This window comes from Amycolatopsis sp. NPDC054798 (assembly GCF_053611505.1).
In genome coordinates this window covers 14,426-31,119 of record NZ_JBSHAM010000030.1, presented here as the reverse complement: position 1 = coordinate 31,119, position 16,694 = coordinate 14,426, and the positions used below count along the sequence as shown (strand labels likewise).

Sequence of the window (16,694 nt, the reverse complement as noted above, 5' to 3'; positions counted from 1 at the left end):
ACTTGGGAGGAGTGCTCGGCGCAAGCGGCAAAATTCCCGTTTCCGCACGCAGCGTCCGACTGTCGCTTAAGCTCCGAAGCATTCTTCCTGACGGGAAAGGCACGCCATGTCCGCTCGCATCCTCTCCGTTTTTGCCGTGGGCGCTGCCCTCCTGATCACCAGCTGTTCCGGCGAAAGCGGCGGCACCGCGGCTCCGGCGTCCTCCCCGGCCGCCCCCACGTCTTCCTCGGCCGCGAAGCTCTCCCCTTCGCCCTCGCCCTCGACCGCCGCCGCGCCGTCGTCCTCCGCGGCGGCGGAGAGCACCGGCGGAGACGCAGTCGAGCGGTACGAAGCCTTTATGCACGCCGCGGGCAGGGAAGACCTCGCGACGGTGTGCGAGATCGCCGGTCCGGCCGCCAAACAGGCGGAGGACGAGGGCATGGGGCCGTGCGAGAAGACGATGCCACTGGCGTTCCAGATGATCTCCCCCGCGCAGAAGAAGGCGCTGCAGAGCGCCACGGTCGACCGCTCCAAGATCAAAGAGGGGGCCAAGAAGGTCGAGATCCCGGCGCGCGCGGTGAAGGCCTCGGTCAAATTCACCGACAGCGACCTCGGCGACGCGGTTATGGAGAATCGCGGCGGCAAGTGGTACGTAGTCGACTGAGCGCCGCTTCGGCCCAATGCGAAGCACCAGCGCGGCGGGCAACTTCGACGGCCTTACGGTAGTGCTCCTCGGGCGGCAGTCCGAGCCGGACGGCCAGCTCGCCCAGGTAGTAGGCCACCGGACCCAGCGTCACCAGGCCGGAACCGGCACCGGCGAGTTCGTTCTCCGCCGGGGCGAGTCGTTCGTACAGCTCACGCGAGTCGCCGGTCGACACCGTGAGGCACGCGCGCAGTTCCAGCATCAGGTCCGGCCGGTCCGGGGGCAGCGTGAAGTCTACTGTGGACTCCAGACCGTGTTGCCGGTAAAGGCAATGCCGGGCGAGCGGCAGCAGGCCACGGTCCAATCCGGACATTCCGCTGCCGGACAACCGTGCAGCGGCACTGCGGTAGGCGGCTTCCGCGGCGGCGACCGGACCGGTGACGGCCAAGCGGAGCGCGCGGTACCAGTCGGTGAAAACGCTGACGAGCGGGAGGTCGTACTGCTCCCCCAGCCGATCGGCCGCGGCCGCGTGCGTGTCGGCGGCGGCGAAGTCCGCGAGCGCTGACCGGGCCTGCATCAACACCATGTGCCCGAGCACCTCGAAGGTCACCAAGCGATGCCGGGCGGCCAGTTCGACCAGTTCCTCGCCGATCCGGGCGCGTTCCGGAGCCAGGCCCGCGCGGGTAAAGGTCTGTGTCCAGCGTGCGTTCAACGCCAGCGCCAGCAGCGCCGGATCACCAGCGGATCGCGCCAGTTTCTCCGCCTCGATGGCCGCGTCGAGTGCGCGTTGACCGCCTTCGTTGCGCAATTCCAGCGCGATGGACGCAAGCAGGCGGGCGCGGAGGAGCGGATCGTCGGTGTGGACGCGTTCGGCGGCATCGGCGATGCGGCGGGCCAGCGCGGGATCGTCGTTCTCGGTCCAGATTCCCGGGACGTCGAACGCGGTCAATACCCGGATGGTCAAAGCGGAATCGTCGCCGGCGAGGTCCAAGGCTTCGGCGCGATAGCGACGCGCGGCGGCCAAGGAGCCGGTGAACGCGGACGTCCGCGCGAGGCCCATCAGCAATTCCACGGTGCGCGGGCCTTGCGCCAGCGCGGCTTGCCAGAGCCGAAGTGCTTCGTGCGGCGCGAAATCCCGCTCAGCGCGCTCTGCCGCCGCCTGTGCGTAAGCGGTGCCGCGGTCGTCTCCGGCGAGCAGGAAATGGTGCGCCAGCAAGGTAATCTCGGACGGCCGGCGGCTTGCCAACGCCTCGCCGACCTCACGGTGCAGCTGTGCACGCCGAGCCAGCGAAAGGTCGTCGTATACGGCGTCGCGGACGAGCGAGTGGGCGAACCGGAAAGTCCGTGGCCCGTTTTCGGTCAGAAACCCAGCCTGCACAGCGGTTTCCAGCTCGTCGAGGACATCGCCGAGCAGTCCGAGGTCGACGTCCGCACCGATCACCGCGGCCTTCCCGAGCACCGCGCGCACGTGGTCGGGCAACGCGGCGATCCGGTTGCGGACGACGTCACGCACTCCGTCCGGCAGGCCTCCCTCGGCGTCCAGTGCACGGGCGAGTTCCTTGACAAAGAACGGGTTTCCGCCGGACCGCCGATGAATCACCGGGGCGGAATCCGCACCGACCAGTTCCGCCACCGCCTCGACCGAAAGCCCGCTCAGATACAGCCGCACCGGGTCGGCGCGCGCGAGCCTGCCCAGCACCGCGGTCAGTTCGGCGGACACTTCGGTCGTCCGGTACGTCGCGACCAGAAGCACCGATTCCGCGGTCATCGACGTCAGCAAGGCCAGGGTTTCCTCGCCCGCCCAGTGCAGATCGTCGAGGACGAGCAGAAGCGGACCGCGGCGGGCCACCTCAGCGATCCGCGCGGTCATCGCCTGATGCCATTCGAACCGCGCCACCGCCGGATCGCCGCCCGTCGCCCGCCGCGGAACCGGTTCGCCCAGCGCGGCCAGAATCCGCGTCCACGGCCAGGCGGGCGGCACCCCGGCGCCGTCCGGGTTCACGCCCCACGCCGTGGTCCAGCCCAGCCGTGCGGCGAACTCCTCGACCAGCGCCGTCTTGCCAGCGCCCGCCTCTCCGGACACCAGCACGAGCCGGAACCGCTTGCGGTCAGCGACTTCCGCCGCGACCTCGGCGAGCCGCGCCAGCTCCGGCTCCCGCCCGGCCAGCCGACCGGGCACAGCCGGTGCCAGCTGCGGAGACTGCGCGAGGATGTCCTGCTCCACCTGCCGCAACGCTGGACCAGGATCGACCCCCAGCTCCGCCGCCAGCCCGGCCCGCGCCCGGCGCAGCGCGGCGAGCGCGTCGCCCTGGCGTCCAGCGCGGTACAACGCGAGCGCCAGCAACCGCCACGCTTCCTCGCGCAGCGGATGAGCGTCCACAAGGGACTCCAGGTCCGGTACCGCTTCGGCGGCGCGGCCGAGATCCAGCAGACCAGCCGCGCGCCGTTCCAAGGCGAGCAAGCGAAGCTCGTCGAGCCGAGACCGTTCGGCGCGCGCCCACGGCTCGTCGGCGAACTCCGCGTACGGTTCGCCCCGCCACCAGCCGAGCGCCTCGTCCAGCTGCGCGACGGACGGCGTGCCGCGCAGCAACGCCTCGAACCGCCACGCGTCGACCTGCTCCGGTTCAGCACGCAGCGCATACCCCGGCCCCTCGGTGACCAGCAGTTTCGCGGGCGTCCGCGGCGGACGGTCCGGTTCGAGCGAACGCCGCAACGCGCCGACGAAGGTCTGCAGCGCACCGACCGCGCCTGCCCGCGGCTCGGCCCACAACGCGTCGATCAGCGCGTCCGTCGAAACCACCTTCCCGCGGGCGACGAGCAGGCGCGCGAGCACCGCACGATGCCGCGGCCCGGGCAACGCCACCGGCCCGCGCGCGTCGTGGGCCGCCAACGGGCCCAGCACCGAGAACGAGATGGTCATCAGTTCCGTACTGTAATCAGCTCGGTCGTTGCTGATCGGTTGCTGATCGGCCCGGCGCACGCTGGGTCCCATGAACTTCGACTACCAGAAGGTGCCCGTCGCCGACGGCGTGTCCCTCAACGTGGCGGTCGCGGGCTCCGGCTCGCCCGTCGTCCTGCTGCACGGCTTCCCGCAGACCCACCTGATGTGGCGGCACGTCGCCGCCGACCTCGCCGCCGACCACACCGTGCTGTGCCCGGACCTGCGCGGCTACGGCGACAGCGACAAGCCCGCCGACGACGGCGAGACCTACTCGAAGCGGACCATGGCCGCCGACGTCGTCGCACTCGCCCGCGCCTTCGGGCACGAGCGGTTCGCGCTCGCCGGACACGACCGCGGCGCGCTGGTCGCGATCCGCGCCGGCCTCGACCACCCGGACCACGTGTCCCACCTGGCCATCCTCGACGTGCTGCCGACCCTGGACATGTGGGACGTGCTGCAGGGCGTCAACGCGGCCGTCGCCTTCCACCTCTACCTCATGGCGCAGCCGCCCGGCCTGCCCGAGCAGCTGATCAGCGGCGCACCCGACGCGTTCTTCAGCTACTTCCTCGACCAGTGGGGCGCCGACCCGGAGGCCATCCCGGCCGACATCCGCGCCCGGTACCTCGAAGCGAGCCGCAACGCGGTCCCGTCGATCGTCGCCGACTACCGCGCCTCCGCGGGCATCGACATCGAACACGACCGCGCCGACCGCGACGCGGGCAATCAGCTGAAAATGCCGACCACGGTGCTGCAGCAGGATTGGGGGGTCGCGCTGGGCTACGACGCGGTCGCGCTCTGGCGGTCCTGGGCACCGGACCTCGTGCACGAAACCGTGCACAGTGGACATTTCATGGCCGAGACTTCCCCTGCGGGCGTAACGAAATCGCTGCGGGACCTGCTCGCGCGCTGACCCGTCGAAAGTCGTGCCCCGGACGAGTGGTCGCCAGTTATTCACCCACTGACCACTCTCCGGGGCAGCTTCGCCATGGCACGGTCTATGCCGCTCCCACCTGAGCGCGTTTCCCGACCGACCTTGGAGGACCTGTGTTCCGCAAGCGGATCGTGGCCGCCGTCGCGACGGCGATTCTCGGAGCGGCGACCGCCGCCCAGCCCGCCTCAGCCGCGGCGACCGTGCCGACCTTCGACCACATCGTGCTCGTGATGTTCGAGAACGAGTCGTCGACGTCGATCGACTCGACCACCGCGCCGTACTTCGCCTCGCTCGCCGCGCAGGGCGCGAACTTCACCGACTCCCACGCACTCACTCACCCGAGCCAGCCGAACTACGTCGCGCTGTTCTCGGGCGATACCCATGGCGTCACCGACGACACCTGCCCGCAGAACCTCGGCAACGTGGGCAACCTCGGTTCGCAGCTCGCCGGGGCGGGGAAGACCTTCACCGGCTACTCGGAGTCCATGCCGTCGGACGGCTACACCGGCTGTTCGTCCGGCGAGTACCGGCGCAAGCACAACAGCTGGGTCGACTTCTCGAACGTGCCCGCGTCGAGCAACCTGCGCTACTCCCGGTTCCCGTCGGACTACTCGCAGCTGCCCAGCGTCGCGTTCGTGACCCCGAACATGTGCAACGACATGCACGACTGCTCGGTCGAGACCGGCGACACCTGGCTGAAGAACAACCTCGACGGCTACGCGCAGTGGGCCAAGACGCACAACAGCCTGCTGATCGTGACGTTCGACGAGGACGAAGGCACCTCGGCGAACCAGATCTACACGTCGTTCACCGGCGCGCACGTGAAGCAAGGCGACTACCCGGAGACGATCAACCACTACACCGTGCTGCGCACCATGGAGGCCGCCAACGGTCTTCCCGGGCTCGGCCACGCGGCGAACGAGACGCCGATCACCGACGCCTGGCAGTGACGCGCGCCGGTCGCGGCCGCCTTGCCGGGGCCGCGACCGGGGTGCGCCCAGCTGTGCCGAACTGGAATGTCAGACTTGTCCGACCAGCGGATCTGACAACCAGGGAGAGCAATGGGCGACGGGCAATCTGCCGCCGAGGTGCTCTCCGCGGAACTCGCCGCGCTGCGCGCGCGGGCCGGGAATCCGTCGTTCCGCAAGATGGCGGGCCGCTCCGGGCAGATCTCGCACACCACGCTGCACGAGGCGGTCCGCGGCACCCGGTTCCCGTCGTGGGACACCACTCGCGAGTTCGTCCGGGCGTGCGAGGCGGACGAACAGCAGTGGCGGCGCCGCTGGGAAGAACTGAAGGGCGTGCCGCCGGAACCCGAGGCCCCCGTCGCCGAACCGGAACCAGAACCGGACCCGCCGACGGAACCGGTGCTGATCGCCTCGGATCCGGCCACCCCGGAAAAGCCCCGGCGCCGCCGCAAGTACACGCTGGCCGCGGTCGCGTTCGCCGTCGTGCTCCTCGCCGCCGTCGCCGTGATCGTGGTGCCGAAGCTGAATCGCGGCGGCTTGGTCGACGTCGGGGCGCGCGTCCCCGGCGACAACTCCAAGTTCGTCGGCGACGTGACCGTGCCGGACGGCACCGTCATCCACGTCGGCGAGACCGTCCAGAAGGTATGGGAACTGCAGAACACCGGTTCGGCGATCTGGCATCAGCGGTACCTGCAGCGGATGGACCTGCCGCCGAGCCCGGGCTCCTGCCGTACCCCGGACCGGGTGCTGATCGGCGACACCCCGCCCGGCGAGCACGTGATGGTGAGCGTCCCGCTGACCGCCTCGCCCGCGCCGGGGCGCTGCTGGATCGGCTGGAAAATGGTCGACGCGAACGGCGCGGAGTTCTTCACCACCCGCCGCCCGGTGTACGTGCTGGTGACGGTCGTCTCCTGACACGTGTCAGATTCTGTAAGACCTGGTCACCGGGGTACCGAACACCCCAGCCCGCTCGCAAGGATGAGTGCCACTGGGGGTCGGTCCGTGGCAGCTTGCGAACAGCGCTGCCACGGACCGCCGCGTTCAGGCCGGACGGCGGAAGGTGGTCCGGTAGGCGCTCGGCGACACCCCGACCGCGGCTTGCAGGTGCTGGCGCAGCGACGCCGCCGTCCCGAATCCGCACGCCGCCGCGACCCGGTCGACCGGCAGCTCCGATTCCTCCAGCAGCTGCCGCGCGCGCTCCACCCGCTGCTGGGTCAGCCACTGCAGCGCCGACATCCCGACCTCGTCCCGAAACCGCCGGGTGAACGTCCGCGTGCTCATCGATTCGCGCGCCGCGAGATCGCGCAGCGTGATCGGCCGGTCGAGATGCTCCAGCGCCCACGCCCGCGCGGCCGAGGTGGACGACGACCGCGGCTCCGGCACCGGACGCCGGATGAACTGGGCCTGCCCGCCCTCGCGATGCGGCGAAACGACCGTGCCGCGAGCGACCTCGTTGGCGACCGCCGCGCCGAAGTCGCGCCGGATCATGTGCAGGCAGAGGTCGATGCCGGACGCGACGCCAGCTGAGGTGAAGACGTTGCCGTCCTCGGTGTAGAGCACGTCCGGGTCGAGACGCACGCGCGGGTATTCGAGCTGGAACTCGCACGCCGACCGCCAGTGCGTGGTCGCGCGGCGGCCGTCGAGCAGGCCCATCGCGGCGAGCACGTACGCGCCGGTGCAGATCGAGGCGATCCGGCTGTCCGGGCGCACCAGGTTCATCGCGTGCTTGAGCTGCTCGGTCAGCTGCCGTCCAGTCGGCTCGTACTCAAGCGACGACGCCGGGACGATCACCGTGTCCGCCTCGGCCACCGCCTCCGGGCCCTGCTGGACCGGGATGGTGAAGTCCGAATCGGTGCGGATGTCGCCGGGCTCCGGGGTGCAGGTGACGACCTCGTACAACCGCTCGCCGTCGGCGGACCGGGCCTGGCCGAACAGCCGGTGGACGATGCCGAGTTCCATCACGAGCATGCCGTGCCGCACCAGCACCGCGACCTTGTGCCGCTCCGGATGCCGAAAAACAGCCATGGCTCGATTCTTGCACAAGGTGGCCATCGGGCCACTGTTTCGAGCGTTTCCCCGGTTGCACCCTGGCCTCATGAACGTCTTGTGGATCTACGCCCACCCCGACCCTTCCTCGCTCAACGGCGCGCTTCGCGACGAGGGCGTCGCGACGCTGCGCGATCTCGGCCATGACGTGCGCGAATCCGACCTCTACGCGATGCGCTGGAACCCGATCGTCGACGAGATCGCGACCGTGCCCGAGGACGTCCGGATCGAGCACGAAAAACTCGCCTGGGCGGACACCGTCGTCGTCCAGTTCCCGCTCTGGTGGGCCGACACCCCGGCCATCCTGAAGGGCTGGTTCGACCGCGTTTTCGTGCAGGGATACGGCTACGACTACCGCGACGAAACCGGCCACACCCTGCGCTACGGCAACGGCGTGCTGGCCGGGAAACGCGCGATGGTGATCGTCACCGCCGGAGCGCACGCGGACAGCCTCGGCCCGCGCGGCGCGCACGGTTCCCTGGACGATCTGCTGTTCAACGTCCAGCACGGCACGCTCTTCTACACCGGCATGACGATCCTGCCGCCGCTGAAGGTGACCGGCACGAACCGGATGACCCCGGAGAAGTTCGACTGCGTCGTCGAACAGCTGCGCAAACGTTTGCATTCACTGGAAACGACCGATCCGCTGCCGTACCGCACCCAGGACGGCGGCGACTACGACCGGCGGCTCGTCCTGTTTCCCGAGGTCGCCCCAGGTCAGACCGGCTACCGGGTGCATCTGACGGCTTGACCCGTATATACCTCAGTGGTTATATACGGGCATGGCGATCCTGCGAACCACTCCGAGCGGACGACCGAGCGTGAAACTCGAACGGACCCTGGCCCATCCGCCGGAGAAGGTGTGGCGCGCGGTCACCTCGCCCGGCGAGCTGGCGCACTGGTTCCCGGCCGCCGTCACCCTGCCCGACGCTCCGGCTCCGGGCGGGAAGATCACCTTCACGTTCACCGAAACCGGGGACGTCAGCGAGGGCGAGATCGTCGGCTACCGGCCGCCGGAGGTCTTCGAGTTCACCTGGAACTCCGACCTGATCCGGATCGAGGTGTCCGCCGACGGCGCGGGCAGCAAACTCGCCTTCACGCACGTCTTCAACCGCGGCGAACCGGACCTCGCGCTGCTCGGCGCGGGCCGGCACGTCACCGGCTGGGTCGCCTGCCTCGATTCCCTCGAAGCCGCGCTGGACGGCCGCACCCCGGAACGACCGACCGACTGGCACGCGCGAATGGTGCGCTACATCGAGGAATTCGGCCTGGAGGACGGCGAAGTCCTGGACGACGGAGTGCTCCGGTTTCGCCGGGACCTGGTCTGGCCACCGGCCGAGGACGTCTAGAAACGGCTGCCCCAGCCGGAGGACGGGGCGGAGGTGCTGGAGTCGCGGTCGCCGGAGGTGCTGGCCTACACCTGGCTGCACGACGGGAAACCGGCCGGGCGCGTGCGCTGGGAAGTGACCGCGGATCCGCTGGACGGTGTTCGGGTGGAGCTGACCCAGACCGTTCCGGCGGAACTGGGCGATCGGGTGCCGGATCTGCTGACGGCACGGCATGAGCAGCTGAACGCGTTGTTCGCCGGGACGTTCGGCGTCGAGGTGGAGCCGTGGTCGGAGGAGCGGAAGGCCGAGGTCAGGAAGCGGTACAGCTAGCCGAGCGCGGTGTTGTACGGCGAAAACCGCACCTCGGCCGGACCCGGCAACGCTTTTCCGTGAAGGCCCAGCCGCGGTGCCGGACCGCGGACCGCCAGCCCGCGCGCCGCGCACCACTCCGACAGCTCCGGGAACCGGTAGTCCACCGCCAGCCGAAGATCACCGGACGTGGTGCGAGCGATGCCGCGGATCAGGGCCCGGGCCTGGTCCTCGTCCGCGGCCACCACCGGACCGATCACCAACACCCCGGCCTGCACTGTGCCAAGTGCGTAACCGTCGTCGGTCACGTGGACGTGGTCGGCCTCGAACAGCATGCGGTTCAACAACTCCCGCCGCGCGAAGCCTTGCGCCGCACTGTCCAATTCGTACACTCGCGCCACATCGGCCGGACCGATCGGCCGGGACGCCGGACCGCCGTCGTCGGTGAACCGGCCGCGGTGGTCGTTGCAGCCGCCGTCGAACTCGAAGCCCATCGATTCGTACAGCGGGCGCGCGTTTTCCGTGGTGTGCAAGGACACCACCGCGTCGCCCGCTTCGTCGAGCGCCTGCTCCATCACACGGCGGCCAAGGCCCTGCCGTGCGAACCGTTCCGCGACGACGACCATCGACACGCTCGCGGTCGGCCCGGTGCGGGTGAGCACCGCCGCCGCGGCGAGACCGCCGTCCGGGGCGTCGATGCCGAATCCGCGGCCGACGTCCAGGAGCATCGCCCATTTCCGTTCCTCGCGCGGCCACCCGCGATCGGTTCCGAGGTCGAGGCAAGCGGACAGGTCGGCGGGCCCGAGCGAGCGGACCGAGGCGTCGGCGAGCAGCACGCTGCCCACCCTAGGCCCGGCAGCGGTCACGTTGGTCGGCTCGGCGCCGAAAATTCAACTGCCCCCTTTCCGGGGAGGCCATAGGCTTCGCCAGTGATCGACTCAGAAGTGCTGACCGTCCAGCAGGTTCTCGGCGGTGGCCGGTTCTCCGAAGTCGGCAAGGTTCTGCTGACCGAGACCGATCCCAGCGGAACTTATGTGGCAGTCGGGGGTTCGCTGGGACGCCCGCTGTGGGCCGGGCACAGCGTGGAGAGTTCGTCCGAGCCGACCGCCTGGAACCGGGTCGGCGTCTACCGCGCCGACACTCTCGAATGCGTACACCTGGTGAGCCAGTATTGGCCGGTCAATGCGCTGGCATTCCATCCGGAGCTGCCGGTACTGGCCATCGGCTCCGGGTCCTACGACCACGTCTCTTGCTACCCGGGTGAGCTGACTGTCCTCGACCTCGAATCCGGCCGCGCGACCTCTTTGCTGCACGACCTCCGTGAGGTCACCGAACTTCGCTGGCGCGATCACCGCACTCTCGACGCGAAAATTTCGGTGCTCGACGAGGACGAGGAGGAAGACCTCGGTTCCCGCCTGATGGCCGTCTCCATCGCCGTGCCGGACTGGCGAGCCGTGCGGGCCCGTTCGCTACGGGTCGACGGCCCCGCCGCGATCCCGGTCGCCAGGCCGGTTCTGGAGGAAAAATCGCGGCGGAAGGTGTGGGCGGTCGCCGCGTTGAGCGACGGACGGGTTATCGCCAGTCTTGAGCACGTCGCCGCGGAATGCTGGTCGGCCGACGGCGAACGCGAATGGTCCGTGCCCGCCTCGGGCGTCGGCTGCCAGCTCTACGTCGACCCCCAGGAGAACACCGCCGTCCTCAACGCCTGGAGCGGCCGGATCGCATCGACCTCGACCGTCGAACGCGTCCGGCTGGCCGACGGACACGTCGAACCAGTCCGGACTTTCGACCGGCCCGTCGTGCTCACCACCGACGAAACCGGACGGATCGCCATCCGGACCACTTCCGGGCCGACCGAGGTGCTGTCCCCGGAAAGCCGCTTCAAGCTCGGCGGCTACAACATGCACGAGCATTTCTTCGACATCCGCCGCGCCCCGGCGCTGTTGTTCCTGCAAGGCAAGAAACGGGAGCCGGCCAAGGACAGATGGGTCGTCGCCTTCGATCCCGCGCGGCGCAGAACCAAGCGATTGTTCCCGTTGGAATGGGACGCCGACCAAGACCGGCACCTCTTCGGCGGCCCCGGCGTGTTCGTCGACGGCTCGATCGTCCACGCCACCGAGGTCTACAGCGGAGCCGGACTCCAGCCCGGCAACTCCGGCGTCGTCCGCCGCTCCTACCCCGACGGTGCCGCCCAGTGGATCTTCACCGCCGACCACCAGGTCACCGCGATAGACACCATCGGGTACACCGTCTACGTCGCGTTCAACTCCGGCGAGATCGTCGCCCTTGACGCCACCGACGGACGTGAACTCGGACGGCAGCACCTCCAGGTCAACGGCCACCCCGTCGTCCCGCTCTCGCTGAGCGCCCAAGCCCCGGACCGGCTCGTCATCGGCACGATGGACGGCCGCGTGCTGGTCTGCGCCGCGCACGGGAGGGAGTCCTACGCCACACGCGCGGCAACCGCGCAGTAGCTAAGCTCCGCCACATGAGCAGTGCGACGCAGCCGCTCGGGACGCCGCCCGAGGGAGAACCGGACATCCACACCACGGCCGGCAAGCTCGCGGATCTCTACCGCCGCTACGACGAAGCCGTGCACGCCGGCTCGGCGCGCGCGATCGAGAAACAGCACGCCAAGGGCAAGAAAACCGCCCGCGAGCGGATCGATCTGCTGCTCGACGAGGGCTCGTTCGTCGAACTGGACGAACTGGCGCGGCACCGCTCCACGAACTTCGGGCTGGAGAAGAACCGCCCGTACGGCGACGGCGTCGTCACCGGGTACGGCACCGTCGACGGACGTCCGGTGTGCGTGTTCAGCCAGGACGTCACCGTGTTCGGCGGCGCGCTCGGCGAGGTCTACGGCGAGAAGATCGTCAAGGTGATGGACCTGGCGATCAAGACCGGCCGTCCGATCATCGGCATCAACGAGGGCGGCGGCGCGCGGATCCAGGAAGGCGTCGTGTCGCTCGGCCTGTACGGCGAGATCTTCCGCCGCAACACCATGGCCTCAGGCGTAATCCCGCAGATCTCGCTGATCATGGGCGCGAACGCGGGCGGGCACGTCTACTCCCCCGCGCTCACCGACTTCGTCGTGATGGTGGACGAGACGTCGCAGATGTTCATCACCGGACCGGACGTCGTGAAAACGGTGACCGGCGAGGACGTCACCTTCGAGGAACTGGGCGGCGGGCGCACGCACAACACCAAATCGGGTGTCGCGCACTACCTCGGCTCCGACGACGAGGACGCCATCGCCTACGTCAAGGAACTGCTTTCCTACCTGCCGCAGAACAACCTGTCCGAGCCGCCGGAGTTCGACGCGAACCAGCCGCCCGCCGGATTCTTCGAGAACGTCACCGACACCGACCGCGAGCTGGACACGCTCATCCCGGACTCGCCGAACACGCCGTACGACATGCACGAGGTCGTCACCCGGGTGCTCGACGACGGCGAGTTCCTCGAGGTGCACGAACTGTTCGCGCCCAACATCCTGGTCGGGTTCGGCCGGGTCGACGGGCAGAGCGTCGGCGTCGTCGCGAACCAGCCGACGCAGTTCGCCGGCTGTCTCGACATCGACGCGTCCGAGAAGGCCGCCCGGTTCGTGCGGACCTGCGACGCGTTCAACATCCCGGTACTGACCTTTGTGGACGTTCCGGGCTTCCTTCCCGGCACCGACCAGGAATGGAACGGCATCATCCGCCGCGGCGCGAAGCTGATCTACGCGTACGCGGAGGCGACCGTCCCGCTGATCACGGTAATCACGCGCAAGGCGTACGGCGGCGCGTACGACGTGATGGGCTCCAAGCACCTCGGCGCGGACATCAACCTGGCCTGGCCCACCGCCCAGGTCGCGGTGATGGGCGCGCAGGGCGCGGCGAACATCGTGCACCGCAAGACACTGGCCAACGCGGCCGCGGAGGGTCGCGACGTCGACGCCTTGCGCGCCGACCTGATCCAGGAGTACGAGGACACCCTGCTCAACCCGTACGCGGCGGCCGAGCGCGGCTACGTCGACTCGGTGATCGCGCCCGCGCACACCCGCGGCCACGTCGCCAAGGCGCTGAGCCTGCTGCGCACCAAGCGCGAATCCCTGCCGCCCAAGAAGCACGGCAACATCCCCCTGTGAGGCCGCGATGACGGACACTCCCCTGCTCCGCGTAGTCCGCGGCAACCCGGACGACGCCGAACTCGCCGCGCTCACCGCGGTGGTGGCCGCTGCCGCGTCGGCACCGGCACCCGCTCCAGTACGGCGTCGCACGTCGTGGTGGGGCGACCGGGCGGCTGCGGTGCACGCGCCGATCGCGGCTGGCGACGGAGGCTGGCGAGCCTCGTCGTTGCCTCGCTGAAGTTCCTCTGGTGATCCCGGTGTCAAAGCCGGGGTCACCTTTTATGCTCACCTGGTAGACTTATTTTCTAAGCTTAGATTCAAAGTCAAAGGGGCGGCGTGGACACGGACGAGCACCTCCTCCGGGAAACCGAGAAGATCGCCGTCGCGCTCGGCCGGATGTTCCCCGGGTTGTGCGAGGTCGTGCTGCACGACCTGCGGGATCCGGACCACGCGATCCGCGCGATCGAGAACAACCTGTCCGGCCGCGAGGTCGGCGATCCGGCGACCGAACTCGGACTGCGGCGAATCAGCGACCCGGACTACCCGAGCGTCCTGCAGAACTACGCGAACCAGTTCCCGGACGGGCGGCCGGTCAAGAGCACGTCGATCGGCATCAAGAACGCCGACGGCGACTACATCGCCGCGCTGTGCCTGAACCTCGACGTCTCGGTGCTGTCGCCGCTCACGCACACGCTGGCCAACCTGGTCGCCACCGACCTCGAACACCGCGGCGTCACCGAGGACCTGCGCTCTCGCACCTCGCGTGAGCTGCGAGAACTGATCGAACGCCGAGCTGCGGACCGAGGCGGCAGCCCGCGTTCCCTTTCCCGCGAAGACAAACGCGACCTGGTCCGCCGACTGCACGACGAGGGGTACTTCGAATCCCGCGACGCCGCGCAGACCATCGCCGACCTGCTCGGCGTCTCCCGGGCGACCGTCTACAACTACGCGAAATGAGCACGCCGATGACCGAAATCGTCCTGCGCGACAGCCCTGAACTGTCCGCGCCCGGCGGGCATTACTCGCATACCGCGCAGTTCGGCGGATTGGCGTTCGTCTCCGGGCAACTGCCCATCACGAGCGACGGGACACGGCTGGTGAACGAGCCGTTTTCCGTGCAGGCCAAGCAGGTTCTGGCCAACGTCGACGCTTGCCTCGCCGCGGCTGGCACGAGCCGCGAGCGGCTGGTGTCGGTCACCGTCTACGTGACAGACATGGGCGACTGGCCGGAGTTCGACCGGATTTACCGTGCCTGGCTTGGCGAACACCGCCCGGCGCGCGCGGTCGCCGGGTCGAGCACCCTCCACTTTGGAGCAAAGATCGAGGTGCAGGCAGTTGCCGCCGGCTGAGGAAACCCTGGCAGGTCCGGACACTCCGTTCGCCGTCGTCGATCTGTCCCGCGCACAGCCCACACACAAAAAGGCGAAGACGTTGCCCGCCACAGCGCTGATGCACGGCGGCAAGCCAGGTCCGATCACGGTGTCGACGCTGGCCGAAGCAGAAGCTTTCGCCGACGGTGGCTATACCGACATCACGTACGCAGTCGGCATCGATCCGCACAAACTTCCGCGAGTGATAGCGCTACTGCGGCGCGCGAAGCTGGGTTACGGATTCCGGCGCTGATCGAAGTTGACTGCGACGGTCACCGTGGCGGCGTACTGCCCGAAGACCCCGCACTGCTCGCCATCGGACGACAGCTGCACGACTGCCTCGACGGTGTCCTGGTGCACGCCGGCGAGTCCTACTTCGCGACCACTCCTGCAGCGCAACGCGAAGCCGCTACGCACGAGCGCGACGTCGCTGTCGCCGCAGCACAACGCCTTCGCGACGAAGGCCTGTACGCGGGCACAGTCAGCGTCGGCTCAACCCCGACCGCGCACGCAGCCGACGACCTCACCGGCGTCACCGAAGTCCGCGCTGGCAACTACATCTTCTTCGACCCGGTGATGGCTGGACTCGGCGTCTGCCGCGTCGAAGACCTCGCGCTGTCGGTGGTCGTCACCGTGATCGGACACCGCCCCGAGCACGGCTGGATCCTCACCGACTGCGGCTGGATGGCCTTGTCGCGAGACCGAGGCACCGCGGACCAGGCTGTCGACCAGGGATACGGCCTGGTCACCGACCTGGACGGCACCCTCTTGCCCGGCCTCGTCGTGACCGGCGCAAGCCAGGAGCACGGCATCCTCACCGCCCGCGACGGACATCCGCTGCCCGACCTGCCGATCGGCACCCGGCTGCGTGTCCTGCCCAACCACGCCTGCGCCACCGCCGCGCAACACGGCAGCTACCGGATCCTCGAGAACGGCCGCCTCACCGATACCTGGCAACGGATGCGCGGCTGGTGAATCAACGCCGGCGCTGAGCCCAGTCCGGAGCATCCGCGCCGGCGTGCGCCAGCAGCTCCTCCCGGGTGATCGAACCGAGCGGCCCAACGCCGCGCAGCAGAAGGTAATCGCCCGGGTCGGCCTGATCGTGTTCGATCTCGACGTCCTCGGCGTGGTAACTGTCCGTCCAGACGATCCGGACCTGACAGCCGCCGTTCTGGGTGAGCGCGTGCACCTGCTGGACGGTCGCGAGCCGCGCCATCGGCTCCGCCTCCCACCGCTGCTGCAGGAATCTCCAGCGCGAGGCCTGTTCGGCGGCCCGCAACCGCTGATCGAGGCCGCCCGCGCGATCCCGGAGCACCCAGAGCGTCCCGGCGACGGCCGCGGCGACCACCGCCACGACCAGCCACCAGACCATGCCCATGTCTCCAGGACCCTACTCGGGTTGATGCCCCCGCAGGAATCGCTCAACCAGGCCATCTGTGAACTCCGGCGGCACCGGTGCGCCGGTGACCAGGACGCGGTAGTGAATGGGCCCGACGAGTTGCTCGACCACGCTGTCCAGGTCGAGGCCCGACGGCAATTCGCCGCGGGCGACGGCACGTTCGAGCGGCAGCCGGTCGCGCGCGTGCTGGGCGCGGAGGTGCACCTCGCGCAGCTGGCGCGCCAGGTCCGGATCGTGCTGGGCCTGACCGAGCAGCGCGCGGAACACCGCGCCAGCGTCGGCGGTGGTCAGGAAGGACGCGATCGCGGCGAGGTGCGCGCAGAGGTCCTTGCGGAGATCGCCGGAGTCGGGCGGGGAAAGCTCCTCGAAGAGGTCTTCGCCGAGCGCTTCGAGCAGAATGTCCACTTTGGACGGCCACCAGCGGTAGACAGTCTGCTTGCCGACGCCGGCCTTGGCCGCGATCCCCTCCATGGTGAGCCGGGCGAAACCGACCTCCACCAGCAGATCGTCGACCGCGTGCAAGACCGCGCGGCGCGCGTTCTCGCTGCGGCCGTAGCGGTTTCCGTGATGCCGGCGCTCGCCGGGCTCAGTGACGTCGCCCACGTGAATAAGTCTAGCCAAGACGCAACGTCTCGTCTAGCGTTACGAGCACCAGCTTACGAGGGGGTTCCC

Annotated in this window: 19 protein-coding genes; 14 read left to right on the top strand and 5 right to left on the bottom strand. The window is 69.2% G+C overall.

From position 1 onward, the window contains the following. The first annotated feature begins 136 nt into the window (after positions 1-136). Positions 137-643: a hypothetical protein gene (locus ACWGIC_RS19985; RefSeq protein WP_452077431.1), complete on the top strand. Its 507-nt coding sequence runs from the start codon at positions 137-139 to the stop codon at positions 641-643. On the opposite strand, the gene ACWGIC_RS19980 is transcribed toward ACWGIC_RS19985, so the two are convergent. Further along, the gene (locus ACWGIC_RS19980; protein WP_452077430.1) at positions 603-3,542 is read right to left on the bottom strand and encodes a BTAD domain-containing putative transcriptional regulator; all 2,940 of its coding nucleotides are present in this window, start codon (positions 3,540-3,542) and stop codon (positions 603-605) included. The genes ACWGIC_RS19985 and ACWGIC_RS19980 overlap by 41 nt on opposite strands. 70 nt (positions 3,543-3,612) lie before the next feature. On the opposite strand from ACWGIC_RS19980, the gene ACWGIC_RS19975 reads away from it, so the two are divergent. The 3 genes from ACWGIC_RS19975 (at position 3,613) to ACWGIC_RS19965 (ending at position 6,377) form a co-directional block, all read left to right on the top strand. Further along, a complete protein-coding gene (locus ACWGIC_RS19975) occupies positions 3,613-4,473 on the top strand; it encodes an alpha/beta fold hydrolase (protein WP_452077429.1) in 861 nt (286 codons plus the stop codon). A gap of 134 nt (positions 4,474-4,607) precedes the next feature. Next, positions 4,608-5,444 (top strand): alkaline phosphatase family protein, encoded by an 837-nt coding sequence (locus ACWGIC_RS19970; protein ID WP_452077428.1) that lies wholly within the window; start codon positions 4,608-4,610, stop codon positions 5,442-5,444. A 111-nt stretch (positions 5,445-5,555) separates the two neighbouring features. Then, complete coding sequence (locus ACWGIC_RS19965) at positions 5,556-6,377, top strand: NBR1-Ig-like domain-containing protein (protein WP_452077427.1); 822 nt, start codon at positions 5,556-5,558, stop codon at positions 6,375-6,377. 126 nt (positions 6,378-6,503) lie between these two features. On the opposite strand, the gene ACWGIC_RS19960 is transcribed toward ACWGIC_RS19965, so the two are convergent. Beyond that, positions 6,504-7,487: a GlxA family transcriptional regulator gene (locus ACWGIC_RS19960; protein ID WP_452077426.1), complete on the bottom strand. Its 984-nt coding sequence runs from the start codon at positions 7,485-7,487 to the stop codon at positions 6,504-6,506. Positions 7,488-7,557: 70 nt separating this feature from the next. On the opposite strand from ACWGIC_RS19960, the gene ACWGIC_RS19955 reads away from it, so the two are divergent. From ACWGIC_RS19955 to ACWGIC_RS19945, 3 genes are read left to right on the top strand one after another with little or no spacing between them, the layout of a single operon-like run. Further along, positions 7,558-8,259, top strand: a complete 702-nt coding sequence (locus tag ACWGIC_RS19955; RefSeq protein ID WP_452077425.1) for an NAD(P)H-dependent oxidoreductase — start codon at positions 7,558-7,560, stop codon at positions 8,257-8,259. A 31-nt stretch (positions 8,260-8,290) separates the two neighbouring features. Further along, entirely contained in the window at positions 8,291-8,857 is a 567-nt protein-coding gene (locus ACWGIC_RS19950; RefSeq protein ID WP_452077424.1) for an SRPBCC family protein, read from the top strand. A 33-nt stretch (positions 8,858-8,890) separates the two neighbouring features. Then, complete coding sequence (locus tag ACWGIC_RS19945; RefSeq protein WP_452077423.1) at positions 8,891-9,166, top strand: hypothetical protein; 276 nt, start codon at positions 8,891-8,893, stop codon at positions 9,164-9,166. Here ACWGIC_RS19945 and ACWGIC_RS19940 read toward each other — a convergent pair. After that, positions 9,163-9,981, bottom strand: coding sequence for a GNAT family N-acetyltransferase (locus tag ACWGIC_RS19940; protein WP_452077422.1), 819 nt, complete (start codon positions 9,979-9,981; stop codon positions 9,163-9,165). The two genes, ACWGIC_RS19945 and ACWGIC_RS19940, sit on opposite strands and share 4 nt — an antisense overlap. Before the next feature lie 93 nt (positions 9,982-10,074). Between ACWGIC_RS19940 and ACWGIC_RS19935 the strand changes: the two genes are divergently transcribed. The 7 genes from ACWGIC_RS19935 to ACWGIC_RS19905 all read left to right on the top strand — a co-directional run bounded on the left by ACWGIC_RS19935 (position 10,075) and on the right by ACWGIC_RS19905 (position 15,598). Beyond that, entirely contained in the window at positions 10,075-11,619 is a 1,545-nt protein-coding gene (locus ACWGIC_RS19935; protein ID WP_452077421.1) for a hypothetical protein, read from the top strand. A gap of 14 nt (positions 11,620-11,633) precedes the next feature. Further along, positions 11,634-13,271 carry an acyl-CoA carboxylase subunit beta gene (locus ACWGIC_RS19930; RefSeq protein WP_451995431.1) on the top strand — a complete coding sequence of 546 codons (1,638 nt, stop codon included), beginning with the start codon at positions 11,634-11,636 and terminating at the stop codon, positions 13,269-13,271. A 7-nt stretch (positions 13,272-13,278) separates the two neighbouring features. Beyond that, positions 13,279-13,491, top strand: a complete 213-nt coding sequence (locus ACWGIC_RS19925; RefSeq protein WP_452077420.1) for an acyl-CoA carboxylase epsilon subunit — start codon at positions 13,279-13,281, stop codon at positions 13,489-13,491. A gap of 98 nt (positions 13,492-13,589) precedes the next feature. Further along, entirely contained in the window at positions 13,590-14,210 is a 621-nt protein-coding gene (locus ACWGIC_RS19920) for a helix-turn-helix transcriptional regulator (protein ID WP_452077419.1), read from the top strand. A gap of 8 nt (positions 14,211-14,218) precedes the next feature. Beyond that, positions 14,219-14,602, top strand: a complete 384-nt coding sequence (locus ACWGIC_RS19915; RefSeq protein WP_452077418.1) for a RidA family protein — start codon at positions 14,219-14,221, stop codon at positions 14,600-14,602. Next, a complete protein-coding gene (locus ACWGIC_RS19910; RefSeq protein ID WP_452077417.1) occupies positions 14,589-14,876 on the top strand; it encodes a hypothetical protein in 288 nt (95 codons plus the stop codon). The genes ACWGIC_RS19915 and ACWGIC_RS19910 overlap by 14 nt, the downstream gene beginning before the upstream one ends. After that, positions 14,864-15,598, top strand: coding sequence for an alanine racemase (locus ACWGIC_RS19905; RefSeq protein ID WP_452077494.1), 735 nt, complete (start codon positions 14,864-14,866; stop codon positions 15,596-15,598). The genes ACWGIC_RS19910 and ACWGIC_RS19905 overlap by 13 nt, the downstream gene beginning before the upstream one ends. 1 nt (position 15,599) lies before the next feature. Here the strand turns inward: ACWGIC_RS19905 and ACWGIC_RS19900 are convergent, their stop codons facing one another. Next, a complete protein-coding gene (locus tag ACWGIC_RS19900; protein WP_452077416.1) occupies positions 15,600-16,001 on the bottom strand; it encodes a hypothetical protein in 402 nt (133 codons plus the stop codon). Positions 16,002-16,013: 12 nt separating this feature from the next. Beyond that, positions 16,014-16,625 (bottom strand): TetR/AcrR family transcriptional regulator, encoded by a 612-nt coding sequence (locus tag ACWGIC_RS19895; RefSeq protein ID WP_452077415.1) that lies wholly within the window; start codon positions 16,623-16,625, stop codon positions 16,014-16,016. Positions 16,626-16,694 lie beyond the last annotated feature (69 nt).

Coding starts and splice junctions, on each gene's coding strand:
- ACWGIC_RS19960 (WP_452077426.1), bottom strand. CDS start 7,487: ATGGCTGTTTTTCGGCATCCGGAGCGGCACAAGGTCGCGGTGCTGGTG.
- ACWGIC_RS19950 (WP_452077424.1), top strand. CDS start 8,291: ATGGCGATCCTGCGAACCACTCCGAGCGGACGACCGAGCGTGAAACTC.
- ACWGIC_RS19915 (WP_452077418.1), top strand. CDS start 14,219: ATGACCGAAATCGTCCTGCGCGACAGCCCTGAACTGTCCGCGCCCGGC.
- ACWGIC_RS19965 (WP_452077427.1), top strand. CDS start 5,556: ATGGGCGACGGGCAATCTGCCGCCGAGGTGCTCTCCGCGGAACTCGCC.
- ACWGIC_RS19930 (WP_451995431.1), top strand. CDS start 11,634: ATGAGCAGTGCGACGCAGCCGCTCGGGACGCCGCCCGAGGGAGAACCG.
- ACWGIC_RS19975 (WP_452077429.1), top strand. CDS start 3,613: ATGAACTTCGACTACCAGAAGGTGCCCGTCGCCGACGGCGTGTCCCTC.
- ACWGIC_RS19955 (WP_452077425.1), top strand. CDS start 7,558: ATGAACGTCTTGTGGATCTACGCCCACCCCGACCCTTCCTCGCTCAAC.
- ACWGIC_RS19980 (WP_452077430.1), bottom strand. CDS start 3,542: ATGACCATCTCGTTCTCGGTGCTGGGCCCGTTGGCGGCCCACGACGCG.
- ACWGIC_RS19900 (WP_452077416.1), bottom strand. CDS start 16,001: ATGGGCATGGTCTGGTGGCTGGTCGTGGCGGTGGTCGCCGCGGCCGTC.
- ACWGIC_RS19925 (WP_452077420.1), top strand. CDS start 13,279: ATGACGGACACTCCCCTGCTCCGCGTAGTCCGCGGCAACCCGGACGAC.